Origin of the sequence: Exiguobacterium oxidotolerans JCM 12280 (genome assembly GCF_000702625.1) — a bacterium.
In the GTDB taxonomy this organism is placed as follows: Bacteria; Bacillota; Bacilli; order Exiguobacteriales; family Exiguobacteriaceae; genus Exiguobacterium_A; species Exiguobacterium_A oxidotolerans.
In genome coordinates, this window is sequence record NZ_JNIS01000001.1 from 366,552 (window position 1) to 392,514 (window position 25,963).

Below are 25,963 nucleotides of genomic sequence, written 5' to 3' on the forward strand. Positions count from 1 at the left end.
GAACCCCTTTGATTGAAAGATTAAAAGAACTTTTGGATGTCATTCCATGTGACGACGAGCATCAATAGCATGAGCAGTGCAAATCCAACGAAGTGCACGAGCCCTTCTTTTTGCGGATCGACCGGTTTGCCGCGTAACGCTTCGAGGAAGAGGAAGAGTAATCGACCACCGTCAAGTGCGGGTAGTGGTAATAAGTTAAAGACCGCTAAGTTGACGGACAATAGAGCTGTCCACGTCAAGAGCATCGAAAATCCGCTGTCCGCTACCTGGTCCGTCATCTTGACGATCCCGACAGGACCTGATAGTTGATCGACACCAACGACCCCCGTCACTAAGTCACCGACTGCGCCCACAATTAACGTCGACATCCGCCATGTTTCCGTTACACCCGTTTCGAGTGCCGTCCCGAACGACTTTTCCGTCTCATTCGTCACACCGATGATTCCGACTTTTTGATCGCCTTGTTGTTGAATTTTCGGCGTGATTTGTGTTGTTGTTTCTTGACCATCCCGCTCATAGACGACGGTCGTTTCTTTTCCAGCTTCATCTTGGAAGCCAGCGCGAAGGTCTTCCCATTTTGTCGTCTCGTCTCCGTTGACGGAGACGATTCGGTCGCCTTCGACGAGTCCTGCTTGGTCCGCCGGCGAACCTTTTTGAACGGTCCCGATGACACTTTCACCTGTTGGAGAACCGTTGTACAACGCCAATCCAAATAAGATGATGAAGGCGAGAACAAAGTTCATCGCTGGTCCGGCAGCAATCGCAAGTACCCGTTTAAAAACGGATTTCGAACCAAATGTCCGGTCGTACGGCGCAATTTGTGTTCGTGTCTGCCCTTCGACGAGGAAGGCGGTTTTTGAAATATCGTATCGTGTCGAGACTTCATCTTGTAATCCAACGAGCTCTAACTTGTGCAATAAATCAATCCGTTCGACCGTCACGACTTGGTCCGCCTTCGGATGGCTTGCATCTAAATAAATCGTGTCGACAAGTCCCTCGTTCATTCCTAAGCCAACAGCCTGACCGGGTTTGACTTCAACGAACTCTGGTTCTTCGCCAGCCATCTTAACATATCCGCCAATTGGCAAGAGGCGAACTGTATACAATGTCTCATTTTTGAAAAATGAGAAGATTTTCGGTCCAAAGCCGATCGCGAACTCCCGGCAAAGGATTCCCGCGCGCTTCGCCATTACGAGGTGACCCCATTCATGTACGGCAACAAGTACACCGAACATCAATACGATCGAAATAAAGGTCGTCATTGCTATCCCATCCTTAGTTAGCGAGTGAAAGTGACGCGACAAACGCACGTGCCCAGCGATCCGCCTCTAAAATTTGATCCAAGGACGGATCGTTGATCAGTTCATGCGCCTGTAACGCAGCTTCAACACTCACTTCGATTTCTAAAAAGCTGATTTCCCCTTTTAAAAAGCGGGCAACGGCTTGTTCGTTCGCGGCATTAAGTACTGAAGGCATCGAACCCCCTGCACTACCCGCTTCAAAAGCAAGGCGTAATAAGGGATAGCGTTCAAATGAAGCTTCAGCAAAGTTCAAGCGTCCGATTTCTTTTAAGTTTAACCGTTCTCCCCCTTTGATTTCAAGGCGGGACGGATATGTAAGAGCATATTGAATCGGTTCACGCATATCCGGCATACCGAGCTGTGCCATGACGGCACCATCATTGAACTCGACCATCGAGTGAATGATTGATTCGCGGTGAATGACGACATCGATTTCTTCATACGCAACATCAAACAACCAGTGGGCTTCAATGACTTCAAATCCTTTATTCATCATCGTTGCAGAATCAATCGTAATTTTCGCCCCCATCGACCAGTTCGGATGGTTGAGCGCTTGCTCGACCGTAACATCCGCCAATTGATCGCGCGTCATGTCACGGAAACTACCGCCAGATGCCGTTAAAATGATTTGACGGACATCTTCACGTCGTTCTCCATTCAAGCATTGGAAAATCGCTGCATGCTCACTATCGACAGGTAAGATAGCAACACCTTTTTCACGTGCTTTTTTCATGACAAGATGTCCAGCAGTGACCAAGGTTTCTTTATTCGCAAGACCAATCGTTTTTCCTGCTTCAATCGCTGCGAGCGTCGGACGGAGACCAACGGCACCGACAACTGCCGTGATGACGATATCTGCTTCTTCCATTGTCGCGACGTCAATCAAGCCTTGATCGCCCGTCAAAATTGTCGGACGATAGTCGAGTAGCTTTTGCAACTGTCCGCGCGTCACTTCGTCCATGACGGAGACGAGCATCGGACGTAAACGATTCAACCATGGAACTGCAACGTCAATATTTTTCCCGAACGCAAAACTGACGAGTTGAAACTGTTCAGGATTGGCGGCAATGACGTCCAGCGTCTGTGTCCCGATTGAACCTGTTCCCCCAATAATACTGACTTTCTTCATGTAACTTCCTCCTCAACTGAAGATGCCGAGTGTGATCAATACCGTAAAGACGATTAACATGCTATCAAAACGATCAAGAATCCCACCGTGCCCTGGAAGTAAACTTCCGGCATCTTTCACGCCATAATGTCGTTTGTATGCTGATTGTACGAGATCACCCAGTTGACCGACGACAGCCACGATCAATGCTAATAAAACGACTTCTGCATACCCGATTGTCGGTGTAATCGCTTCAAAAATCACACCAAGAAGTACCGCGAGTAAAATTCCACCTGCTGCCCCTTCAATCGTTTTATTTGGACTGATTGCCGGCCATAGTTTTGTTTTGCCGAAACGTTTCCCGACAAAATAGGCCCCTGAATCTGTGAACCAAATCAAAAGAATGATTAACAGCGATAACGTCAGACCATTATCCAGTAAACGGATGAACGCAAACGATGCAAAACCAACACCAACATAAACACTCGTTAGTAGCAAAAAAGCCACGTCGTCAAACGTGAACACATTTTTTGAAAATACAGTCCAAAATAGACCGACTAAAATAATCAGCATTCCCCAAGCAAGTGGAGATAATCCGCTTACCACTGTTTGTTCACTCGTTAATTCATAAACACGAATGAAGGGAAGCAATGTCCCAATCCCGAACAAGAGAACGGGAATCGACGAATAGCTCAGTTGTCTCATCTTGACGAGTTCTGTATAACCGATCACTGTTAAGATTGCCATGAAGGCAAGAAATGGAAGACCACCTAAGTAAAGTAACCCTAAAAAGATGGCACCTGCCCAAACCCCTGTAATAATACGCGTTTTCATAAGCTATGTCCTCGTTTAGTCAGACGCCGCCGAATCGGCGTGTCCGTTGATTGTAATCCTCGATTGCTGTCAAAAATTGTTCCCGTCGAAATTCCGGCCACAAGACATCGGTGAAGTAAAACTCCGCATAGGCTGCTTGCCATAACAAGAAATTCGATAACCGCTGTTCTCCGCTCGTTCGTATGACGAGATCGACATCTGTCATGGAACCCGTCATCAATTCGTGTTCGATGACCTCATTTGTAATCTCAGTCGGAAGCAGTTGTCCGGCTTGTACTTTTTCAGCAATCTTTTGCATGACTTGAACGATTTCATCTCGCCCGCCATAATTTAATGCAAAAATTAACCGTAGTCCAGTATTGTCAACTGTATCCTGTTTCGCTTGTTGAACTGCCTCCCGTGTATAGACGGGTAAACGCGATATTTCACCAGCGACTTCTACTTTGACATTGCGTTCATTCAAGTCTTTTAAATCCGACTCTAAAAATTGAGCCGGCAACTTCATCAAGAAACTGACTTCTTCTTCAGGACGCGTCCAATTTTCGGTCGAGAAAGCGTATAAGGTCAGACTCTTTACCCCTAACTCATTGGCGACACGGACGACTTCGCGAACTGATTTCATCCCTTCACGATGCCCCATGATGCGGGGAAGTCCTCGTTTTTTTGCCCAACGTCCATTTCCATCCATGATGATCGCGATGTGATCAGGTACGTGTTGTTCGATCACTTCTTTTGTCTGGTTTAACCATTGAAACATGTACTTCTTCCTCCCCTCATTCATTTATAAGAAGAAAGGGACTCTTCGTGTGACAAAGAGTCCCCAACATGACGACATTTTGCGTCATACTTCCATGATTTCTTTTTCTTTATCCGTCGCCGTTTGATCAAGCGCTTTGACGAATTTATCCGTTAATGTTTGGACGTCTTCCGTGTAACCACGTAAGTCATCTTCTGTTAACGCGCCATCTTTTTCTTCTTTTTTCAGTTGCTCATTCGTATCACGGCGAATGTTACGTAACGCAACTTTGCCTTCTTCTGTATACTTCTTGACGAGCTTAACGAGTTCCTTCCGACGATCTTCTGTCAGTGGTGGAATCGCTAAGCGAATGACTGTACCATCTGAAGATGGTGCCAATCCTAAATCTGCACGTTGGATTGCTTTTTCGATTTCTGTAACCATCGATTTATCCCAAGGTGTGATTAAGATGAGGCGCGCTTCCGGTGTATTGACGTTCGCGACTTGATTAAGTGGTGTCGGTGAACCGTAGTAATCGACATGAACAGGGTCAAGGATTGCAACGTTCGCACGACCAGCACGGAGTGTCGCAAGTTCTTTTTTAAGTGAAAGATGCGCTTTTTCCATCCGATCTTCGGCTTGTTTCATGATTTGCTGTGACATATTATTTCCCCCTTACGAGTGTTCCGATTTCGTCGCCAACGACGACGCGTTTAATATTTCCTTCTTCCATCAATGAGAAAACGATGAGCGGAATATCATTATCCATGCAGAGTGACGTTGCCGTCGAATCCATGACTTGCAAGCCGTCTTTTAAGACATCGAGGTAAGACAATGTTTCGAATTTCTTCGCATCCGGATCCACGTTCGGATCAGCCGAATACACGCCATCGACATTGTTTTTCGCCATCAAGATGACTTCAGCTTCAATTTCAGCGGCACGAAGCGCTGCTGTCGTATCTGTCGAGAAGTACGGATTTCCCGTTCCGGCCGCAAAAATGACAACCCGCCCTTTTTCTAAGTGACGCATCGCACGACGACGAATGTACGGTTCAGCAACTTGTCGCATTTCGATTGAAGTCTGAACGCGCGTTTCAACGCCTACTGACTCTAAGCTATCTTGTAATGCGAGCGAGTTCATGACCGTCGCAAGCATCCCCATATAATCGGCATTTGCCCGGTCCATTCCAAGTTCTGCCCCTGTTTTACCACGCCAAATGTTACCTGCACCTACAACAACGGCAACTTGTACATTCAATTCTACCAATTCACGAATCTGTTGAGAAATTGAATTGACGATTACGGGGTTGATTCCGAACCCTTGATCACCTGCGAGCGCTTCTCCGCTCAATTTTAACACAATCCGGTTATATTTCGGTTGCATGACTACGTCCTCCTTGCTAAATTCCGTAAAAAAGGAACACGAACCACTTCCACACGAAAGTGGATTGAAGCATACGTGTTCCTTCTCTTGTCATCAGGAAATCCTGATTCTTATTTTTTAAGTTGGTTCATAACTTCTTCAGCGAAGTTTTCTTCACGTTTTTCCATACCTTCTCCAACTTCGAAGCGTACGAATGAAACGACTTTTCCGCCTTTAGATTCTACGTATTTACCAACTTTGAAGTCTGGGTCTTTAACGAATGTTTGGTCGACGAGGCAAATTTCCTCGAAGTACTTGTTCATACGTCCAGCAATCATTTTTTCAACGATGTTAGCAGGTTTGCCTTCGTTGATTGCTTGCTCTGTAAGAACTTTTTCTTCACGTGCTTTTTCTTCTTCTGTGACAGAAGAACGATCGACGTAAAGTGGGCGTGCTGCCGCGATGTGCATCGCAACATCTTTCGCGACTGCTTCGTCTGTTGTTCCTTCGATGACGACGACAGAACCGATCCGTCCACCCATGTGGAGGTAAGAACCGAACGCTGCGTTGTCTTCTTTCGTGAAGAGTGCTACACGGCGGAGTGAAATTTTCTCTCCGATTGTAGAAGCTTCTTCAGAAATATACGTTTCAATTGTTTTACCCGCTTCATATTCAGAAGCGAGAGCTGCTTCAGCCGTTTCAGAACCGTTACGGAGAACTGCATCCGCGATGTTTTGAACGAGTGATTGGAAACGTTCGTTTTTTGCAACGAAGTCTGTTTCTGAGTTGATTTCGACGAGTGCTGCTTTGTTTCCGTCAACTGCGACTGCTGTCAAACCTTCTGCTGCGATACGATCGCCTTTAGCTGCTGCTTTTGCGATCCCTTTTTCACGCAAGAAATCAACTGCCGCGTTCATATCCCCATCCGTTTCAACGAGCGCTTTTTTGCAGTCGAGCATACCTGCACCTGTTTTTTCACGAAGTTCTTTTACCATTGCTGCTGTAATAGCCATTCGATATTCCTCCTTATAACGTCCTTATTTTCAAAAAAAAGGTGATAAAAGGTCAATTCCCTTTATCACCTGGCATCACGAATTACTCAGCGTCTGCTACTACTTCTTCAGTAGTTTCAGGTGCTACGTTATCTTCGCCTTGTTTAACTTCGAGGATTGCGTCAGCCATTTTACCAGTGAGCAATTTGACTGCACGGATCGCATCGTCGTTCGCTGGGATGACGTAGTCGATTTCGTCTGGATCACAGTTAGTATCAACGATCGCAACGATTGGGATGTTGAGTTTGTGTGCTTCTGCAATCGCGATACGCTCTTTGCGTGGGTCAACGATGAAGAGTGCATCTGGAACGCCTGGCATATCTTTGATACCGCCGAGGAATTTCTCAAGACGAGTCATTTCTTTTTTAAGAATGATGACTTCTTTTTTAGGAAGAACTTCGAACGTACCGTTCTCTTCCATTTTTTCGAGTTGTTTCAAACGGTTAATCCGTTTTTTGATTGTAGAGAAGTTCGTGAGTGTTCCACCTAACCAACGTTCGTTGATGAAGTATTGACCAGCACGGATCGCTTCTTCTTTCACAGTGTCTTGAGCTTGTTTTTTCGTACCAACGAAAAGAACATTTCCGCCTTCAGACGCTACTTCACGGATGAAGTTGTAAGCTTCGTCTACTTTTTTAACCGTTTTTTGTAGGTCAATGATGTAGATTCCGTTACGTTCTGTGAAGATGTATTTTGCCATTTTTGGGTTCCAACGGCGTGTTTGGTGACCGAAGTGTACACCAGCTTCTAACAATTGTTTCATCGAGATTACTGCCATGATGAATTCCTCCTTTTGGGTTTTGGATGTCCTCCGCGATGATCGTTGTCCCAGCTAACCTATTAAAGGCACCGCAGCCGGCGATACATGCGTGCGTAATTAACACCGTAGACTAATATAGCATAAACTTTACCGTCGGGCAACCTTCGTTTTTGAAGAAAGTTTCGCAATCAACGCCACTTCACCCGTTCCTCGATTTAAAGAACGCGCGAGTTGATCCAGATCGGCCCCCGCCGCAAGTTGATCTTTCACATCTGTCAGTACTGGCTGAACGGATTCAGCCGATTCTTCCTGCGCCTGTTCGAACTGTGGAAGTTCTGTTACATCAGGACTGACGACCGTTTCATATGAGGACTGAGTAGGAGCAGCCTCAGCAGTCGGTTGCTCCTCGCGTTCAGCCAATCCGTTCACTTGTTCCATGAAGCGAAGCAAGATTTCTTCTGTCTCTTGTTTTTGACGTTCAAGATCGGTCACACGATCTTTTAGCAATGCTTGTTGTTTAAATAGAAGCAACAGACCATAACTAACGAGCGCCGCCAGTAAAATATAAAAAATTGTCATAGTAGTTCCTTTCACATCGCGACACGATCAGACAAATAGGCACTTCCTAGCGCTTGCTTTAATTTACGTAACGCCTTCGAGTGGATTTGTGAGATCCGTGAAGTCGACAATCCTAGCACTTCTCCGATTTCCGTTAACGTCAGTTCTTCAAAGTAGAAAAGGGACACAACATATTGCTCTTTTTCCGATAGTTGCTCGACTTCTTCTGCAAGCTTCGAAATCAATTCACGCATCAGTAACGTATCTTCCGGCGTCGCTGCTTCCGGGTCGAGATACGATACGGCCATTGCTTTTCCCTCATCTTGGAGCGTCACCGCCTCGTCGATTGAGAGGACATTCGCAAAGTAACTTTCTGCAAGCGCCGTCTTGACTTCGTCCGGACTCATTTCGACGATGGACGATACTTCATCAAGCGTCGGCGTCCGTTGTAAGCTCTGCTCGAGAATTTCGACGGCCGCCTCGACACGTTTCGATTTTTCACGCAAAGAGCGTGGCAGCCAGTCAATTTTTCTTAATCCATCTAAAATGGCTCCACGAATTCGAAAGGCTGCGTATGTATCGAATTTATTGTTATGATTTTGATCGAACTTTTGCAGTGCGTCGTATAGACCCATCATACCAAGACTTTTTAACTCATCACGATCGACACTTTTCGGAAGTGTCGCACTAAGACGTTGAACGTGGTATTGAACTAGAGGTTCATAATTCAGAAGTAATAGGTCAGCTACCGCTATATCGCGCGTCGATAGCCATTTATCCCAAAGTTGTTGTAGTTCCTCACGCATGACCATTCCTCCTCTAAATTTCCAGCGTTCCGACGTTGACCGTCCGAATGACGAGACGACCAGAGCTTGAATGGAACTCGATCGTCCGACCGTTCGTTCCACCAACATCTTCCGCGACGAGTGGGATTTTCGCTTGTTGCAATGCTGCTTTCACAGCAGCGATGTTCCGTTCACCGATACGCATCGATTCATGTTCATATTTGAATTGAAACATTTGCGCTCCCCCGGCAATCTTTGCCCGTAACCGAATCGCGCCACCTTGTCGTAAGCGCTTTACAAGCTCAGTTACTGCAGTATCTGCGAATTTCCCGACTTCAACGGTGATATCGCGACTGATTGCCGAGTCTGGAAGCATGACATGTGCCATGCTCGATAGACCACGTTCTTGATCATAAATGATGACGCCGACACAGGAACCTAATCCTGCAGTACGAAGGACGACCGGTTTTCGACTAACGGCATATTCCGCTATTCCAATCCGAATGACTTCATCCATCAACTTCCACACCCAATCGTTGAAAGACCGCTGCAAAAGCATCTGCTTCTGGCAGTAATAATAAATGACCGTTTAAGTCGTTACCTAAACTTGAAAGACGCGTATCGATGTATACTGCCATGTTACCAAATTTTGTCGACTCAAGTAAGGCAACTTCCAAAATTGCTCCAACCATATCAAAAGCGGAGGCAGGAACCGTCACATGCACGGATAAATCTAGCCAGTCAGAAATCGCGCGAGCGTAAGCGCCGATCAAGATGTTGCCGATTTCTTCCCAAGCGGAAACACCGATCGCATGATGTTCCGAAAAAAACTGAAACGGCTGTTGCATCAACTGAGAAATCAGTTTTTCCGCATCTTGGAGCGGCATCAAAAAGAGTAGAGACGCCTTGATATCTCCTGTAAAGCGAAGTAAGGCTCCAGCTGTGTAAGCTTCCGCTCCGCCTACACGATCAATAATCGTCGAAAAGTGTTCGAGTTCTGCTGACGGTACTTCAATTTCAACAGGCTGTCCAAGAAGTGTCGATAATGCCGTAGCTGCGTGCGCTGCCCCAATGTTTCCGACTTCCTTGAAAATGTCCTGTTCCATCCGATTAAGCATGAACGATGTCCTCGAATAAACGGTTCGGCTCAAGTAAGGAGAACAATTGATCTTCCCCTTTAGCGATTGCTGTCAAATAATTGGTTTCTTCTTGTTTTTGATCAGTCAACGGTTCAATCCGGACATCGATTGCTTCGACGACTTCGTTCGCCCGATCGACGATGAACCCGGCATCTCCATGTTCGAGCGTCGCGATGATGATTCGTGTTTCTTCCGTTCCTTCGATTTCCTCAAAACCAAGACGTGTCCGTAAGTCAATCACCGGTGTCACGACCCCGCGCAAATTGATGACGCCTTTTACGTAAGGTGCAGCGTTCGGGATTCGTGTAATCGGAATCACGCGTTCGATGGAGCGGACAGATTGAACATCAATCCCGTAAGCATTTTGTTCCAGTTGAAAAACGACCCATTTTTGTTCCATTATCTATTCCCTCACTTTCGTAGCAGTGCATTGCTATCAATGATTAACGCGACTTGACCGTCTCCAAGAATCGTCGCGCCAGAAATCGCGCGAATTCCTTCCAAATAACTTCCGAGCGGCTTCATGACGATTTCCTGTTGACCAATTAATTCAGTGACCATCAGTCCGGCTAATTTTTCACCACTTCGAACGACGACAACTGAGTAGGCTTCTGCTTCTACTTGTGGAAGACCATACACTTCATTCAACGAAATCAATGGAACGAGTTGTCCACGGAAATCAAACACCTTTTCACGATGCGCTTGTAAGATGGCATCTTGTCGAAGCGATGTCGTTTCGATGATTGCCGTCAGCGGAATCGCATACGTTTCTTGACCGAGCTCAACAAGCATCGCGGAAATGATTGAGAGCGTCAATGGAAGACTGATTCTAAAGATTGTCCCTTCGCCACGTTTCGTCTCGACGAAAACTTCGCCACCGAGCGACTCGATCTTCGATTTGACGACGTCAAGACCTACGCCACGTCCCGACAAGTCGGTTACTGTTTCTGCCGTTGAGAAGCCTGGTGCAAATAGTAACATCGACGCTTCTTCCGGTGTTAAAACAGCAGCTTCTTCTTCCGTTAGCAACTCTTTCTCAATCGCAATCCGTGTGACCCGCTCATGGTTGATTCCTGCCCCGTCATCTTCAATCTCAATGAAAACCCGGTTTCCAGAATGATAAGCACGTAACGACAGATTGCCTTCGACTGGTTTCCCGGCCAAAATTCGATCCGTCTTGCTTTCAATGCCATGATCGACGGCATTACGGATTAAATGAACGAGTGGATCACCAATCTCGTCAATCACTGTTCGATCAAGCTCCGTCTCTGCACCCGTGATATGCAATTTAATATTTTTACCGACATCTTTTGAAACCGATCGGACCATCCGTGGGAAACGATTGAAGACCTGTTCAATCGGCATCATGCGTAACGTCAAGACCAGCGATTGTAATTCATTCGTGCCGCGTTTAATACGTTCGACGGTTTCCGTCAATTCAGATGAACCGACTTCGGCAGCAATTCGTTCTAAACGACCACGATCAATGATGAATTCTTCGAATAAGTCATCAAACGGTCAATTCGTTCCAAGTTGACACGAATCGTTTTCGAGGCGACTGGTGCTGTTACGTCTGTTGTTTCACTGACGACTTTCGTTTCTGGCTCGACTGTTGATTTAGGTTCAACTAACGTGGATGTCGCAACTTCGGCTTCTATCGTTGTTTCAAAAGGCTGAATCGAGACGTGTGCCACTTCCGACACTGACTGGATGCCTTCAGTCACTTCTTCCTCTGATTTCATCGTGACGAACAAGACATCAAAGCTCGTTTCGAATTGTTCTTGCTCTAATTCATCTGAAGTCGGATTCGAAAGGATGACATCGCCTAGACTTTGAAGACGGTCGAACACCATGTAGACACGCGCCGCTTTTAAAATGACATCTGCCGATAGTTCGACCGTGATGACGTATGCATGGTAACCGGACGCAATCGATTGTTTAACGACAGACTCTGAATAGACATCACATTCAAAATTACGTTTCGTCGCCACAGCCGTCGCTTCTTCAGTCGTCTCTACAGCAGTTTCTTCTGCTTGAATGAATCGTTTTAAACGTACGACCGTTTCTTTCACGTCGAGCTTTCCGGTTCCACCTTGACTGATGTCCTCAACCATCGTTTCGAGTTGTTCCGCCGCGATGAACAAAACATCAATCAGCTCTGGTGTAGCAGGTTGCGTCTTTGAGCGCACTAAGTCAAGCGCACTCTCCATTTCGTGTGTTAAATCCGCGATGGCATCGTACCCCATCGTACCGGACATTCCTTTTAATGTATGGGCAGAGCGGAAAATCTGATCGATGACGGCTTCATCATCGAGACGCTGTTCAAAAATGAGCAGACTTGAATTGATAGCTTGCAAATGTTCAATCGATTCGTCTAGAAACAATCCTAAATATTCATTTAAATCCATTGGTGATACCCTCCTTCATGATTAGCGCACACGATTGTTTCGATTTTTCAAGCGACTTACCAATCGATCTAAAAATTTCCGTTCCTGCACGCGAAGACCTGTTAATGCGGTGGTAATATGATCGAGTCGCCAGCTAACATCACTCGTCCGATCAAAAAGATAGAACGGTTTTTGTGCTTTGACGGCTCTGACGACTGTTGGGTCATCTGGTAAAAACCCAGCGAATCGTAAAGGTTTGTTCAAAAATTGTTTACTGACAAGTTCGAGACGATCAAATGTTTCGAGTGCCTCTTCACCGTTCATCGCACGATTGACGATGACACCGATCGGTAACTCCGTTGCATGATGGTGCGACAATTTAACGAACGCATAACCATCCATGATCGATGTTGGCTCTGGTGTAACAACGAGCCAGGCTTCATCGGCACTACTAATGAAATCGAATGTTTGGTGTGTTGCTCCAGCACCCAGGTCGAGGATGACAAAGTCGTATTCATAGAAAAAACGAAATTCTTTCATCATGAACGCAACATCCGGATCCGTTAAATTCGTTAATTCAGTAAAACCACTTCCACCATGGATGAAATGTAAGGTTGGTGAAACTTCAACCACTGCATCTGCCAAGGATTCACGACGCTTGACACAATCCATGAGCGACGTCTTCGATGATTTTCCTAACAGCACCCCGACGTTCGCCATCCCGATATCAAGATCGATGATGAGGACACGTTTTTCTTGAAGCGATAAGGCGACACCCAGGTTTACGGCGACGTTCGTTTTTCCAACGCCCCCTTTACCACTGACGATCGCAATCGTTTTTGTTTCTTTGACTGACACTTTTGAACGTAAGACACGCGCTTGATCATCTCGCATCACCTGCCCCCTCTTTCTACAATCATTCGAGACATGTCGGATTGATTGACCCACGTGATATCTTCTGGTACTTCTTGCCCCGTCGTGATGCAGAGCACCGGCAGCTTCGCTTTCACGGCTAGACCGTAGATGGACCAAAACTCCGTCGTTTCATCTGCTTTCGTAAAGATAAACCCGTTGAGTGGAACTTGTTCAAAACGTCGTCTAATCTGCTCTAAGTCCCGGTATTTTGCCGTTAAGCTTAAAACAAGAAAAACATCCGTATTTGAAAAATCATGACGTGATTCAAGCTGTGTGATGTAACCTGCGTCCAAGAAGTTTCGTCCAGCTGTATCAATCAAAACGATGTCACAATCTGCTAATTGTTCTTTCGCTCGTTCAAACTCTGCTAAATCGTAGGCGATATGTAGCGGAACATCGATGATTTCAGCATAGGTTTGCAACTGTTCGATTGCCGAAATCCGGTACGTATCCGTTGTAATCAATCCAACCGTCTTACCTTCCGTCAATCGGTAGTAAGCAGCAAGTTTAGCGATTGTCGTCGTCTTGCCGACCCCTGTCGGTCCTGTCAACATCACATAACGTGATGTCACGGTCGTTACTTGTAACTCATGTTCAATCGTTTGGGCGAACGCTTGTTGAACTTGTTCAAGATCGTCTGTTTTGTAATACGTCGATAACAAAACGTCGTGCAATTGCTCCACCCGTGCCTGTAAAGCCGGTTCGGACAAAATCGCTTCATATGCCCCTAACTCTTCCGGTAAACGGCGAGAGGAAAACGAAATGATTTTCGGGACTGGCATTTCAATCGTTTTCTTAAGCTGTGGGGTCCGTTTAGGAGCTGGTTGCTGGACATCTTTTTCATGAATGATTGGATGTTCGTCAACAGAAGCAACGAGTTCGACCTTTTTTTGTGCAAACAATCCGAAGAGTCCACCCACTTTGATATGTCGTGTATTTAAAATAATCGCTTCTTCGCCTAAATCACGTTTGACAAGTTCCATTGCTTCACTAAATGAATTTGCAATAATTTTTTTAACCATCATGTATTAAATCACCCCAATGCTCTTGACTTCAATCGTCGGAATTAATTCGTTGTATGACAGGACAGGTACATCTGGGAAATAGCGCTCCGTCAACTGACGAACAAACATCCGAATGCTTGGTGAGGCCAAGATGATCGGTTGTACTCCGTAACGCTCGAACTCTGACGACAGTTCATTAAACGACTCGATGAACCGTGTCGCTTTTTCCGGGTCAAGCGCAAGATAATTTCCGAACTCTGTTTTTTGAATCGCGGACTGAATATCGATTTCCATTTCACTCGATACCGTCACGACGTGTAAGACGTCCCCTTGCAGCACCTGTTCCGTAATTTGCCGTGATAAGGCTTGGCGGACGTACTCAGCAAGCAATTCGCTATCTTTCGTCACGGCCGCATAATCAGCTAGTGTTTCAAAAATCAATGGTAAATTGCGAATCGATATTTTTTCTTTTAGTAATTGAACGAAGACTTTTTGCAGTTCTCCAATCGTTAAGAGTTGCGGCGTGACTTCATCGACTAAAATTGGATGTGTTTCTTTCAAGTGATCAACGAGTTGCTTCGTCTCTTCTCGTCCCAGCAAGTCTGCAGCATGTTTTTTAAGCAGCTCTGTTAAATGCGTTGCGACGACGGATGGTGGATCGACGACCGTATAACCAGACATTTCTGCCCGACTTCTCGTCTTTTCATCAATCCAAAGCGCTGGCATTCCAAACGCTGGTTCGACCGTTTCGATGCCTTGGATTTCAGGATCATCGACTCCGGGACTCATTGCTAAATAATGATCGAGCAAGAGTTCTCCCGTCGCCATCTCACTACCGCGAATCTTAATCCGATAATGATTCGGCGGGAGTTGTAAGTGGTCGCGAATCCGAACGGTCGGGAGGACGAAACCAAGTTCCAATGCTAACTGGCGACGAATCATGACGACACGGTCGAGTAAATCGCCACCTTGTGCTTCATCAGCAAGTGGAATCAATCCATAACCGAATTCAAACTCAATCGTATCGACATTTAAAAGCGAAATGACCGATTCACTTGAACGTAGGTTCTCCGTCGATTCTTCTTCGACGGCGACTTCTTCCGTGGTCGCTTTTGGCGTTCGTCTCAGTTGCCAAGCAAAGAAGCCGGCTGCTGCTGCGACAGGAATTGTCACATAGTCTGGAATCGCCGTGAACAGACCGAGTAAGAAAATCGCGCCTGCCCCAATCATGACGAGCAATGGCGTCCGCGTTAACTGACCGATGATGTCTTCACCTAGATTGCCGTCCGATGTCGAGCGTGTGACGATAATCCCGGTTGCGACAGAAATCAACAGCGCTGGAATCTGACTGACTAATCCATCTCCGACTGTCAAGAGCGTATATAAGTTGATTGATTCTGTCATCGGTAAGCCTTGTTGGACGACTCCGATGACCATCCCGAAAATCAAGTTAATGATGACGATGATGATGCCGGCGATTGCGTCTCCTTTTACAAACTTCGACGCCCCATCCATCGCCCCGTAAAAGTCGGCTTCGGATTGGATTTTTTGCCGGCGTGTCCGTGCCTGAAGTTCATCAATCATGCCGGAGTTCAAATCGGCATCAATCGCCATCTGTTTCCCTGGCATCGCATCCAGTGTAAATCGAGCCGATACTTCCGAAACCCGTTCTGATCCTTTCGTAATGACGAGAAACTGGATCAAGACGAGAATCAAGAAGACGACGAACCCGACGAGTGCGTTCCCGCCGACGACGAAGCTCCCAAATGCTTCAATCACTTCGCCCCCATTCCCGTTCGAGAGAATCGAGCGGGTCGTCGAGACATTTAATGCGAGACGAAACAGGGTGACGATTAACAATAAAGTTGGGAAAACTGAAAATTCCAATGCTTCTTTGGCGTTCATCGAAACGAGTAAGACCATCAAAGCAATCAAGATGTTGATGATGATTAAAAAGTCGAGTAAAAAGCCTGGCAGTGGAATGACCAGCATGAAGACGATCATGATGACGCCCAGTAGTACGGAAAGATCTCTTGTTGAAATAGTCATGATGCTCCATCCTTTCATTTTGCTTGTTTCATTTGGTAGACAAAGGCGAGTGTTTCAGCGAGTGCCTGATAAAATGATTCATCCACTGCCATACCTATCTCTGATTTTGCGAATAAGGCCCGTGCGAGCGGACGATTTTCGATGATCGGGATGTCAGCTGCTGTCGCCTTCTCCCGAATACGGAATGCGACAGCATCCACACCTTTTGCGACGACGATTGGTGCCGCGTGTTTTCCATCATCGTATTGAATGGCAACTGCATAGTGGGTCGGGTTCGTAATGACGACGTCTGCATTCGGTATTTCTTGCATCATCCGTCGCATCGCCATCTCTCGTTGTTGCTGTTTGATTTTACCTTTGATTTGAGGGTCACCCTCCGTGTTCTTATGTTCGTCTTTTAAGTCTTGTTTACTCATCCGAATCGATTTTTCGAAATCAAACTTTTGATAGGCAAAATCTAAAACGGCAAGTGCAATCAACGCGATGCTGACCGAGAGACCCAGTAAAAAGGTCAAATGACCAATGATGGCTAACGCATCTCCAATCGGCTCAGACGTCAACCGTGAGATTTCGACTTTGTTGTTCCATAAGATCGTCCCGCTCGTCATCCCGATGACAAGTAACTTAAAAACAGACTTTAAAAATTCGATCAGTGCTTTCATACTGACGATGCGTTTGACTCCTTGGAGTGGATTGATTCGATCTAACTTTGGTTGAATCGATTCTGCACTGAGTAAAGCACCAATCTGCACGAAGTTTCCTAAAATCCCGATGGTGACAGCCGTTAAAAAAAACGGGGCGACGAGAATCGCCATTTGCCCTAACATCTCAATTAATATCTGCTCGACACGCCCTTCCTCTACTGCAACAAGGACGGTCCTTGCACTCAATCCATTTTCTAAAACCAAGACGAAACGTTTGCCGAGAAACGGTCCAAAGAAAAACAAGACGAGGAACATCGCGAATAACATTAAACTACTCGTTAAATCAGCGGATTTTGCGACTTGCCCTTTTTTTCTCGAATCATCCCGCTTACGCGGTGAGGCTTTCTCTGTTTTTTCACCAGCGAAGTACTGGAGGTCGAGTTTTAAACGATATGTATTCATCTCAACCTCCCAGTAATCGAATGGCATCCGCTAAAACGTCTTGCAGTAGCGGAATGAACTTTGAAATCCCGGTAATCGTCGAACCGGCAAGTAAAAATAAAATCGCATAGCCCATTAGTAATTTGACTGAAAAACCAATCGCAAAAATATTGAATTGCGGTGCTGTCTTTGCTAAAAACCCAAGTGCAAGATCGACCAGGAACAAGGACACGATGAGTGGCATCGCCATTTGAAGGGCCGTTAACATCGCTAGACCGACGACTCGAACGACAAGACTCATTCCCGCCTCGCCTGAAACTGCAATCGAACTGCCGGGTGGAAAGATTTGAAAACTGGTGTAAATGCCATCGAGTAAAATCAAATGCATGTCGGAGGCAAGTAACACGAGTAGTGTCAACATGTAATAAAACCGGCCAATGATTGGTGATTGACCACCGAACATCGGATCATAAGCTGATGCCATCGCGAGTCCCATCTGTAAATCGATGATGGAACCGGCGATTTGTGGGGCAAATAAAAGGAAGCTAGCTAATAAGCCAAGCGATAACCCTACGATGACTTCCGTACCCATCCGAAAGAAAAAATTGAAATCATCGACTTCAACGGTCGTTTTGACGGCATAGCTCGCAAAATAGGCAAGACCGGCAGCTAAGGCTAATTTATGTTGGGCCGGCAATTGTTTTGATGAAAACAACGGTGCCGCGACCAAAAATCCGACGATGCGACCAAATACGAGTAAAAATACGCTGACAAAAGACAATAACGTCATTTCCTTGAAACCTCAGCAATCTGTTTAAAGATTTCAATCGTAAACGTTTTTAATTCTTCCATGATCCATGGTCCGAAAAAGACGAGTGCTAAAAATACAGCAACGATTTTCGGGACGAACGAGAGGGTCTGCTCTTGAATTTGCGTCGTCGCTTGTAAAATACTGACGAGCAGACCAACAACGAGTGAGACGAGCAAGAGCGGTGCCGATACCTTTAATAAGGTCCAGACGGCCGAACTCGCTAGTTGAATAATCATTTCCTGCGTCATATCGTTCCTCCCTACTTCATGCTGACAAGCAATGACTCGACAATTAAATGCCAACCATCGACGAGGATGAATAGTAATAATTTAAACGGTAAAGCAATCATGACAGGCGGTAACATCATCATCCCCATCGACATCAACACACTCGAGACGACCATGTCGATGACGAGAAATGGAATGAAAATCATGAACCCGATCTGAAAAGCCGTTTTCAACTCACTGATGGCATAAGCAGGAACTAACGCGACAAGCGGAATGTCTTCGACTTTTTCCGGCTTGTCGTAATTTCCATACTTCAAAAATAATTCTAAGTCATTGGTACGTGTATGTTTTGACATGAAACGTTTCATCGTTCCACCTGCTCGATCAAACGCTTCGTCCTGACTAATTTTTTCACCCATGTATGGTTGAAGTGCCGTCGTGTTGAGTTCCGTCAGAACCGGCGACATGACGAATAATGTAATGAATAAGGCAAGACCGACTAGCAACTGGTTCGGTGGTGTCTGTTGTGTCCCGAGCGCTGAGCGTACAAACGATAAGACGACGACAACGCGCGTAAAACATGTCATCAAAATCAATAACGAGGGTGCTAAGGATAATAATGTCAACAAGACAAGTAACTTAACTGATGTCGCTGTTCCTGATGGTGTGTCTAGAGAAATCAGACTTTCAATCGTTGTCATGAACGACCTCGTTTCTTCTGGAATTGATCAAGTTGTTGCTTGAACGACTCCAAGAAAGGCGATTCGCTCGTCGACTGCTTCATGTCATGCATCTCTTCAGTCGACCATTCCGTATCCGCTTCGAGCGTGTCGAGTAGCTCAATGTTTTGCCCGACACCGACGACGTAAACTTTATCGTGGACGCGTACGAGTTGCACCGATCGATCTTTCCCGAGCGGCACACCTCCGAGATGTGAAAGTTGATTGGATTGGCGGACACCTCGCGTCCGATCATTGATTAATCGGACAGCCAGGAGAAATCCCCCGATTAAGACCACGAGCGTGACGATGACTTTAATGACCGTCACAATCGTCGACGACCCATCGACCTGTTGAGTTGTTGGTTCACTCTTCTTAGATGGATTCAAATTCTCTTCCACTGTTTCTGCCCCGACTTGTGCTGAGAACAGGAACAACAGGAGACAGGTCAAAAAGGTCAGTCTTTTCATGACGAAACAGTTTTCGAAACGGCTTCAAGCACACGGTCTGCTTGGAACGGTTTAACGATGAAGTCTTTTGCACCGGCTTGAATCGCATCGATAACCATCGACTGTTGTCCCATTGCCGAACACATGATGACTTTTGCTGCTGGGTTAAAGGCTTTGATTTCTTTTAGTGCTGAAATGCCGTCCATTTCTGGCATCGTGATATCGAGCGTTACGAGATCCGGTGTTAATTCTTTGTATTTCGCTACGGCTTCGCGACCATTTTCTGCTTCCCCGACGACGTCATATCCATTCTTCGATAAAATTTCCTTAATCATCATTCGCATGAAAGCTGCATCATCTACGATCAATACTTTTGCACTCATCTTATTTCCTCCTTAGAACATCCGAAGACGTTCTTTTGTATTTACGATTTCTGTAATTCGTACTCCAAAGTTTTCTTCAATGACTACGACTTCACCTGTCGCAATCAATGTATTGTTGACAAACACATCAACCGGCTCTCCAGCCAATTTATCAAGTTCGATGATCGAACCTTGTGTCAATTCCAATATGTCGCGTACAGAGCGACGTGTTCTGCCGAGTTCGACGGTTACATTCAGCGGGACATCATACAACATTCCGATGTTACCCGGTACGCCTTCTTGTTGCACTTCTTCAAATTGACCAAACTGGACCGGGCTGACACCTACCGGTTCCTTTTTCGGTGCAACAGGCGTTTCATAACGTTGTTCCTGCTGGGGCGTTTGTTGCGTTTGTTGCGTTTGTTGCGTTTGTTGCGGTGCTGCTTGTGGCGACGGTTGAACCGGTTCATGCGTCGTACCTTTTGCTTCTTCAGTCGTCGTAGTGCTTGCGCTGAATAATTTCTGAATCAACTGCTTTGAAAATTCGAGTGGTGCAAGCTGAACGATTTTTGAATCGATCAATGTCCCGATTTTCAAATCGAATTCGATGATGACCATGCTTTCCCATAAAGAAAAGCTGTCGACAATACTTTTCTCTTGCGAAAAGTCGAAAATTTCAACGGCTGGTGGCGAAATATCGATCCGCATCGAGAAGACCGTTGACATCGATGTCGCCGCTGCTCCCATCATTTGGTTCATCGCTTCTTGAACGGCAGAAAGGGCGATTGGCTCCATTTCATGGTCCTCCTCGACCATCCCGTCGCCGCCCATCATCAAGTTCGCGATGACAGATGCGTCACGTTGCGTCAAAATCAAGACGTTTTCACCTTTGAATCCTTCTGTGTACCCGACGCGCAAAGCCACGTGCGGGATTGGATAACGACTGCGTAATTCGTCCATCGTGATCATCCGCACATGTGGCGTCGTGATCTCGACCTTTTGGTTGAGTAATGCAGATAACGCTGTTGCTGAATTCCCGAGTGAAATATTCCCTACTTCACCTAAGGCATCAATTTCCATCTCGTCTAATTCTTCTAATCCATCGTCCGAACTTGTATCAGTCGGCTCATCATCCGACGGGGTCCCGCGTAATAACGCATCGATTTCATCTTGCGAAAGCATATCGCTCATGTTATTCCTCCTCAATTCGTTGTATGACTTGTAAAGCGAGATGCTTCCCATTCAGACCAGGTCGCGCTTTGAACATTTTCCGATCATCAACAAACAATTCAACCGGGTCGGATGTACGTGTCTTCAGGGACAGGCAGTCGCCTACCTCGAGGTGTAACAATTCTCCAAACGATAATTCGGTTTGGCCGAGCACAGCTTTTAAATCGACGATTGACCCCATCAACTGAGTTTGCATCTGTTCAGATTCTTGGTTATCGACCGCTTTACGTTTTTCTTGTTGCATCCAAAAATGACTCGATAGCTTCGGAATGATTGGTTCGAGTGTGACGAACGGGAGACAGACATTGAGCGTCCCACTGACTTCTCCCACCGTCACATAAATCGAGACGAGGATTACCGTCTCATTCGGTGAAACGAGTTGAAGGAATTGCGGATTGATTTCTAAATCATCATACTCTGCTTCTAGTTCTGTGATTGACTCCCAAGCTTCGCCATATTGAACGAATGCTCGCTTAAACAATTGCGTCAAAATACGTGTCTCGATTTCAGTCAAATTTTCAATCTTATTCATCCCTTCGCCAGGACCACCGAGGAGTCGATCGAGCATCGCATAGGCGATGTTCGGGTTGACTTCAAAGATGACTTTCCCATCAAGCGGTTTCAGGTTAACTAGATTGATTAAGGTCATGTTCGGAATGGAATGGATGAATTCATCGTATGGCAACTGTTCGACCGTATTGACCGTGAACTGGACGTACGTTCTCAGCTGCGCTGAAAAGTGTGTTGTCAGTACACGTGCGAATTGCACATGGATTCGAGTCAAGTTCCGCATTTGATCTTTTGAGAAACGAAGTGCCCGTTTGAAATCATACACTTTGACACGCCGTTCCTCTTCTTGACTTCGTATCTCCTCGACTTCCATATCTCCGCTCGAAATGGCTGATAGCAAGGCGTCAATTTCATGTTGTGATAATACTTCGCTCATGCTGCCACCTCACTGGATGATTTTTTTCGTCGTATAGACGCGTTGAACATCGCCTTCTTGAAGAAGTTTTTTGAATTGACCACGTAATTTTTCTTCAAGCTTTGCCATATCTTGTTTTGAATCCAAGTCTTGCTTTTTCATCGATGCTAAATCACCAAGAATGATGTTGTTGATTTGAAACTTACGTAGTTCTAACTCTTCCTTCGTTTTCACATCATCCGTGACAATCGTAAACTGAACATTCAAAAACCGTTCGTCTGCGATGTTCGTCGTCAAGTCGTCTGTTTGAAAACTTCGTTCTTCGAGCTCGGCACCTGTCGGTTGTTCAACTTTTGCTTCCGTCTCATCTCCGACTAACCAATACTTCGTGAGCATATACCCTGCGCCGATCATCATGAGGGCCACGATAACCATGATCAACGGTATTTTTAACTTACTCTTCTTCTTTTCTTCTGCCATCTTCGAACCTCCTAATGCTGTTCAAGCCCGCTAGTCCGACTTGTCGGTAAAAATCGATTGTTGCCGCTTTTACCTCTTCTAACGATTCTTTGACGATGTATGTCTGCCCTCCAACGAGTTGAATCGTCGTATCTGGTGTCGATCGAATCGATTCGATTAATATAGCATTCAATACGAGCGGTGCTTGACGTAACGTCGTCAGTGTAATCATCGTTTCAAGTTAACGAGTTCTTCTAAGATTTGGTCGGATGTCGTAATAATTCGTGTATTTGCCTGGAATCCACGTTGGGCGATAATCATTTCTGTAAACTCTTCCGATAAGTCGACGTTCGACATTTCGAGCGTCCCAGACGTCAGTTGCCCAAGTCCGTTCGTGCTTGGTGTCCCGGTTGCTGGAATCCCTGAGTTCTGTGATGCAGAAAAGAGGTTCACCCCTGATTTTTCAAGTCCACCCGGGTTCGCAAAGTTTGCCATCGAGACGTAACCGACGCGTTGTAACGCACCTGTCGCATCAACGAATGTGACTAATCCATCTTTTCCGATAGCTAAGTTTTGCGCGCCAGTCGGAATTTGGAGTTTCATGTAGCCATTGTTCACTTTATTCGTAATTTGTCCTTGCGCATCGTACTGGTTTGCCGGTAAGTTTGCTTGGTTCGCTGGTGGCTGTCCTGGGTTTGCTGGTGGCGGATCAGATAATCCGACGAGGTAGTTCCCATCTCCCGTGACGATATTTCCTTGTAAGTCCGTGTAAAAGTTTCCTGAACGCGAGTAACGAACGCCATCTGCTGTAAGCACTTGATAGAATCCTTCGCCCGAAATCCCGACATCGAGCGCCCGTCCCGTGTTTTGAAGTGCGCCTTGGTTATAGACGTTATCAACCGTCGACATCGATGCCCCGAGTCCGACTTGCTTCGGGTTTGTTCCCCCGACGCCGCCGCCTGCTCCTGAAGCTGAACCGACTGATTGGTTAACGAGATCTTTAAAGGTAACCCGCCCTTTTTTGTAACCGAACGTATTGACGTTTGCGATGTTATTCCCGACGACATCAAGCTTTGTCTGGAAGTTCTTTAACCCACTGATTCCTGAATACATTGAACGTAACATTATTTTTCCTCCTTTGTTTTAATCTCCGTTAATTCATAGACGCTGACTTGCTTCCCGTTCGAAAGTTCCGCGATGACGTCAATTCCGTCTCGCTTGACGCTTATGACGTTCGCTGTCTCCTTGACCGTCGCGCCCGTCGCCGTTCCCGTCGCATCCTCAACCGTTCCATCTGTTTCGTAACTAACTGATTTCCCGATTAAATTACTGTATGTCAGCAAGGAATTCGCATGTTGATTCAAGACCATCGTGTCCATCCCTTTTCCAATCGCTTGCATTTGTTCAAGGGAAGAAAATTGTGCCATCTGTGAGATGAACTCTTTATCTTCCATCGGTGCAGTCGGATCTTGATTCGATAACTGGGCAATCAAGATTTTCATGAACATGTCTTTGTCCATCGAATTATTCGGCACAGCTGTCGTTTTATCCGGCAACTGGTAGGACGATGCCGCATTAATGGAATCAGTCATCTTCTTCCTCCTCTAACTCCTCATCTTGAGGTTTCGGTTGTTCCTCTTGCGCTGTCTCTTGCCGCTCTTGTGGTGTCGATGTATCAAACTCTTTTACGGTCGAGGCCAGTAATCCCGTCTCGATTTTAACGAGCGGCGCTTGATGTTGCAGTGAACCTTGTAATTTACCTAGCTGTTGCTCAATCAGTTGTTTCGCCTGCTCGGTGCCCGCAAACAGTTTCACTGTCAACACGCCTTCTTTTCGCTCGAGTTGAACGACGACCTCACCTAGCTGTTCTGGGTATAAACGAATCGACATTCGTGTCGAACCGTCTGCTCCTTTTAAGAACGGAGCTTGCTGGAGTGCTGCTTCGATTCGTTTTGCCAATTGTTCATCGACATTACTTTGCGGAATGAGGGGAGGCATCGTAACGGTACGATCGTTTTTCACGAACAGCGTCGAAGAAAAGGCGAGCGGTAATGCTGTCCCTTCCGAATCAACTGTTCCTTTCAACGGCTCACTACGCGTCAATCCTTCGCCTAACTTCATCGAAGCCGGTAAGGTTTGAGCCAGGGCGGCTTGTCGTGTCACTGGAAGAGCCGTCTGCACGACCCTTCCCGTCTTCACTTCACCTTCCCCTGTCTTGACAACTTTTCCGACGGGCGTATCCGCTACTGGTTGCAGTTGATCTGCTACCGGTTTCGTAACACCAAGAATCGACGCGATTGTCGCCGTAATCAATTGACCGACCGACGCCGGTAACTGTTGTAACATCGCCGTCGCTTGTTCCGCATCTCCTTCTTGGATCGTTTTTACGAGTTGTACGAGCTCCGTCATTCCTTTTGAATCTTGTTCTAGTGCTTCTAGTTGCGGATGATCCAGTAAAAGCAAGGCTTGCTCGGGTTGTGCTGTGAGTATCTTCACCAACTGACCTTCATTTGATTGTGGCGTCGTCGTGCTAGAGACGACATTCGCAGGCAAAAGACTTGGTTCTGGCGTCGTGAACAGTTGTAGCAAAGAAGCAAAGCTCCCCATGCCTTCAGCCGAAGGAGCACTTTGGACGACTGATTTCGCCGTCCCTTTGACTGTTTGATTTTGTTGCACATCTGTCAAATTCATCGTATTCGCTCACCTCTATTTCGTCGCAAGTAGTTGCGTCAATGCTGCAGCCTTTTTTGCATCCATCTTTGCGATGATGGCTGCTTGTTGTTCCGCATCGATAGTCTCGATGATAGGAACGACCTCTGTCGGACTGAGTTCATTTAAGATTGTCGCTGCTTCTTTCGGCGACATCTCTGCATAAACATCGGTCACACTTGCCGTCTTGGTTGTCTTCTTGTCTTCCTCGGTTGTTTTATCCGGGGAAGGCGTTTGTTTTAATTGATCGCGCTCTGCGATTAATCGCGTAATCTCTTGTTCTTTCACTTTGAGTGTATCCGCTTGTTCCGTCGCTTCATTTCGCAATTTTTTAATTTCTTGATTCGCTATTTTTAATCGACTTTCTAAATCAGACGTTTCCTTACCAGGCGTTCCCTTCGTTTGTTTCGACGTTTCCTCTGTCGAAAACGGGAGTGCAAGCATCGGACGACCGTTAGCATAATTGAGCACGAGATAGGCTGTACCTAAGATTAAGATCAAGGGAATGATCAACAACGGTAAAATCCATTGTTTCGATGATTTTGAATTACTTATGATGTCCGCCCTCTTCCAAACTGTAGCAGTGCCAGTTCATCTAATTGATTTTGTTCGAGTAGTGCATTGATTTGCCGTGCTTCTTCTAGTTGATTCGCCTGAAGACGCGTGAATTTCTTTTCCTCAATCATCGCTTCTTTTAAATCGACTTGTGCGCGTTCATACTGATTTTTTGCTTGAGTGACATATAATTGTTGCCGTTCGATTTGCTGTTTGACGACGTCACGCGCACGTTCACGGTATTGAGAAGCGAGTAATTCGACGGTACCCATCTCATTTTGCGCCTTCAAAAACGTTTCGTAACGAACGAGCAAGTGATACAACTTTTCGACTTCAATCTCGTAGCGTTTCTTTTTTTCAGCCGTTTGTTTCGATACACGATCTTTCTCCGCCTCGGCTAAAGGAATGATTCGCTCATATATTGTTTTCATACCTTTTCCT

At 46.0% G+C, this 25,963-nt stretch carries 31 protein-coding genes and 1 pseudogene; all 32 read right to left on the reverse strand.

All coding sequences use genetic code 11. The features are described 5' to 3' along the window. Nucleotides 1-20 precede the first annotated feature (20 nt). On the reverse strand, nt 21-1,262 hold the full coding sequence (rseP, locus tag P403_RS0101955; RefSeq protein ID WP_029330745.1) for an RIP metalloprotease RseP: 1,242 nt from the start codon (nt 1,260-1,262) through the stop codon (nt 21-23). A gap of 13 nt (nt 1,263-1,275) precedes the next feature. Next, a complete protein-coding gene (locus tag P403_RS0101960) occupies nt 1,276-2,430 on the reverse strand; it encodes a 1-deoxy-D-xylulose-5-phosphate reductoisomerase (protein ID WP_029330747.1) in 1,155 nt (384 codons plus the stop codon). Nucleotides 2,431-2,442: 12 nt separating this feature from the next. Further along, a complete protein-coding gene (locus P403_RS0101965) occupies nt 2,443-3,243 on the reverse strand; it encodes a phosphatidate cytidylyltransferase (RefSeq protein ID WP_029330749.1) in 801 nt (266 codons plus the stop codon). 19 nt (nt 3,244-3,262) lie between these two features. Then, nucleotides 3,263-4,000: an isoprenyl transferase gene (locus P403_RS0101970; protein WP_029330752.1), complete on the reverse strand. Its 738-nt coding sequence runs from the start codon at nt 3,998-4,000 to the stop codon at nt 3,263-3,265. 84 nt (nt 4,001-4,084) lie between these two features. Then, on the reverse strand, nt 4,085-4,642 hold the full coding sequence (frr, locus tag P403_RS0101975; RefSeq protein WP_029330759.1) for a ribosome recycling factor: 558 nt from the start codon (nt 4,640-4,642) through the stop codon (nt 4,085-4,087). Nucleotide 4,643: 1 nt separating this feature from the next. Further along, the gene (gene pyrH / locus P403_RS0101980) at nt 4,644-5,363 is read right to left on the reverse strand and encodes a UMP kinase (protein ID WP_029330761.1); all 720 of its coding nucleotides are present in this window, start codon (nt 5,361-5,363) and stop codon (nt 4,644-4,646) included. A 110-nt stretch (nt 5,364-5,473) separates the two neighbouring features. Then, nucleotides 5,474-6,355, reverse strand: a complete 882-nt coding sequence (gene tsf, locus P403_RS0101985; RefSeq protein WP_029330763.1) for a translation elongation factor Ts — start codon at nt 6,353-6,355, stop codon at nt 5,474-5,476. An 82-nt stretch (nt 6,356-6,437) separates the two neighbouring features. Continuing rightward, entirely contained in the window at nt 6,438-7,172 is a 735-nt protein-coding gene (gene rpsB / locus P403_RS0101990; protein WP_012370721.1) for a 30S ribosomal protein S2, read from the reverse strand. Between the two features lie 129 nt (nt 7,173-7,301). Then, the gene (locus P403_RS0101995; protein ID WP_029330767.1) at nt 7,302-7,733 is read right to left on the reverse strand and encodes a hypothetical protein; all 432 of its coding nucleotides are present in this window, start codon (nt 7,731-7,733) and stop codon (nt 7,302-7,304) included. 11 nt (nt 7,734-7,744) lie between these two features. After that, complete coding sequence (locus P403_RS0102000) at nt 7,745-8,518, reverse strand: FliA/WhiG family RNA polymerase sigma factor (protein WP_029330769.1); 774 nt, start codon at nt 8,516-8,518, stop codon at nt 7,745-7,747. A gap of 13 nt (nt 8,519-8,531) precedes the next feature. Then, nucleotides 8,532-9,014, reverse strand: coding sequence for a chemotaxis protein CheD (locus P403_RS0102005; protein WP_029330771.1), 483 nt, complete (start codon nt 9,012-9,014; stop codon nt 8,532-8,534). Beyond that, entirely contained in the window at nt 9,007-9,615 is a 609-nt protein-coding gene (locus P403_RS0102010; RefSeq protein WP_029330772.1) for a chemotaxis protein CheC, read from the reverse strand. Before P403_RS0102010 ends, P403_RS0102005 begins: the two co-directional genes overlap by 8 nt. Beyond that, nucleotides 9,608-10,036 carry a chemotaxis protein CheW gene (locus P403_RS0102015; protein ID WP_029330774.1) on the reverse strand — a complete coding sequence of 143 codons (429 nt, stop codon included), beginning with the start codon at nt 10,034-10,036 and terminating at the stop codon, nt 9,608-9,610. Before P403_RS0102015 ends, P403_RS0102010 begins: the two co-directional genes overlap by 8 nt. 11 nt (nt 10,037-10,047) lie before the next feature. After that, nucleotides 10,048-12,044, reverse strand: a pseudogene (locus P403_RS15935) (chemotaxis protein CheW). Between the two features lie 21 nt (nt 12,045-12,065). Further along, nucleotides 12,066-12,917 (reverse strand): MinD/ParA family protein, encoded by an 852-nt coding sequence (locus P403_RS0102025; RefSeq protein ID WP_034800809.1) that lies wholly within the window; start codon nt 12,915-12,917, stop codon nt 12,066-12,068. Next, on the reverse strand, nt 12,917-13,963 hold the full coding sequence (locus P403_RS0102030; RefSeq protein ID WP_029330778.1) for a flagellar biosynthesis protein FlhF: 1,047 nt from the start codon (nt 13,961-13,963) through the stop codon (nt 12,917-12,919). Before P403_RS0102030 ends, P403_RS0102025 begins: the two co-directional genes overlap by 1 nt. Before the next feature lie 3 nt (nt 13,964-13,966). Next, nucleotides 13,967-15,991, reverse strand: coding sequence for a flagellar biosynthesis protein FlhA (gene flhA / locus P403_RS0102035; protein ID WP_029330780.1), 2,025 nt, complete (start codon nt 15,989-15,991; stop codon nt 13,967-13,969). 14 nt (nt 15,992-16,005) lie between these two features. Beyond that, nucleotides 16,006-17,097, reverse strand: coding sequence for a flagellar biosynthesis protein FlhB (gene flhB, locus P403_RS0102040; RefSeq protein WP_029330781.1), 1,092 nt, complete (start codon nt 17,095-17,097; stop codon nt 16,006-16,008). 1 nt (nt 17,098) lies between these two features. Continuing rightward, a complete protein-coding gene (fliR, locus tag P403_RS0102045; protein WP_029330783.1) occupies nt 17,099-17,866 on the reverse strand; it encodes a flagellar biosynthetic protein FliR in 768 nt (255 codons plus the stop codon). After that, complete coding sequence (gene fliQ / locus P403_RS0102050; protein WP_012370733.1) at nt 17,863-18,135, reverse strand: flagellar biosynthesis protein FliQ; 273 nt, start codon at nt 18,133-18,135, stop codon at nt 17,863-17,865. The genes fliR and fliQ overlap by 4 nt, the downstream gene beginning before the upstream one ends. 11 nt (nt 18,136-18,146) lie before the next feature. Then, nucleotides 18,147-18,815: a flagellar type III secretion system pore protein FliP gene (gene fliP / locus P403_RS0102055; RefSeq protein WP_029330785.1), complete on the reverse strand. Its 669-nt coding sequence runs from the start codon at nt 18,813-18,815 to the stop codon at nt 18,147-18,149. Continuing rightward, nucleotides 18,812-19,303 carry a flagellar biosynthetic protein FliO gene (locus P403_RS0102060; RefSeq protein ID WP_029330787.1) on the reverse strand — a complete coding sequence of 164 codons (492 nt, stop codon included), beginning with the start codon at nt 19,301-19,303 and terminating at the stop codon, nt 18,812-18,814. Before P403_RS0102060 ends, fliP begins: the two co-directional genes overlap by 4 nt. Then, nucleotides 19,300-19,665 carry a response regulator gene (locus P403_RS0102065; RefSeq protein WP_029330789.1) on the reverse strand — a complete coding sequence of 122 codons (366 nt, stop codon included), beginning with the start codon at nt 19,663-19,665 and terminating at the stop codon, nt 19,300-19,302. The genes P403_RS0102060 and P403_RS0102065 overlap by 4 nt, the downstream gene beginning before the upstream one ends. 12 nt (nt 19,666-19,677) lie before the next feature. After that, on the reverse strand, nt 19,678-20,835 hold the full coding sequence (gene fliY / locus P403_RS0102070; protein WP_029330790.1) for a flagellar motor switch phosphatase FliY: 1,158 nt from the start codon (nt 20,833-20,835) through the stop codon (nt 19,678-19,680). A 1-nt stretch (nt 20,836) separates the two neighbouring features. Further along, nucleotides 20,837-21,820: a flagellar motor switch protein FliM gene (fliM, locus tag P403_RS0102075; protein WP_029330791.1), complete on the reverse strand. Its 984-nt coding sequence runs from the start codon at nt 21,818-21,820 to the stop codon at nt 20,837-20,839. 9 nt (nt 21,821-21,829) lie between these two features. Further along, a complete protein-coding gene (locus tag P403_RS0102080; RefSeq protein WP_029330792.1) occupies nt 21,830-22,279 on the reverse strand; it encodes a flagellar basal body-associated FliL family protein in 450 nt (149 codons plus the stop codon). After that, on the reverse strand, nt 22,254-22,490 hold the full coding sequence (locus P403_RS0102085) for a flagellar FlbD family protein (protein WP_029330798.1): 237 nt from the start codon (nt 22,488-22,490) through the stop codon (nt 22,254-22,256). Before P403_RS0102085 ends, P403_RS0102080 begins: the two co-directional genes overlap by 26 nt. After that, the gene (gene flgG / locus P403_RS0102090; protein WP_029330799.1) at nt 22,487-23,383 is read right to left on the reverse strand and encodes a flagellar basal body rod protein FlgG; all 897 of its coding nucleotides are present in this window, start codon (nt 23,381-23,383) and stop codon (nt 22,487-22,489) included. Before flgG ends, P403_RS0102085 begins: the two co-directional genes overlap by 4 nt. After that, the gene (locus tag P403_RS0102095) at nt 23,383-23,850 is read right to left on the reverse strand and encodes a flagellar hook capping FlgD N-terminal domain-containing protein (protein ID WP_029330801.1); all 468 of its coding nucleotides are present in this window, start codon (nt 23,848-23,850) and stop codon (nt 23,383-23,385) included. The genes flgG and P403_RS0102095 overlap by 1 nt, the downstream gene beginning before the upstream one ends. Beyond that, the gene (locus P403_RS0102100; protein ID WP_029330803.1) at nt 23,843-24,949 is read right to left on the reverse strand and encodes a flagellar hook-length control protein FliK; all 1,107 of its coding nucleotides are present in this window, start codon (nt 24,947-24,949) and stop codon (nt 23,843-23,845) included. The genes P403_RS0102095 and P403_RS0102100 overlap by 8 nt, the downstream gene beginning before the upstream one ends. A gap of 15 nt (nt 24,950-24,964) precedes the next feature. After that, the gene (locus P403_RS0102105) at nt 24,965-25,483 is read right to left on the reverse strand and encodes a MotE family protein (protein WP_235195160.1); all 519 of its coding nucleotides are present in this window, start codon (nt 25,481-25,483) and stop codon (nt 24,965-24,967) included. A gap of 35 nt (nt 25,484-25,518) precedes the next feature. Continuing rightward, on the reverse strand, nt 25,519-25,953 hold the full coding sequence (locus P403_RS0102110; protein ID WP_029330807.1) for a flagellar export protein FliJ: 435 nt from the start codon (nt 25,951-25,953) through the stop codon (nt 25,519-25,521). Nucleotides 25,954-25,963: the final 10 nt, after the last annotated feature.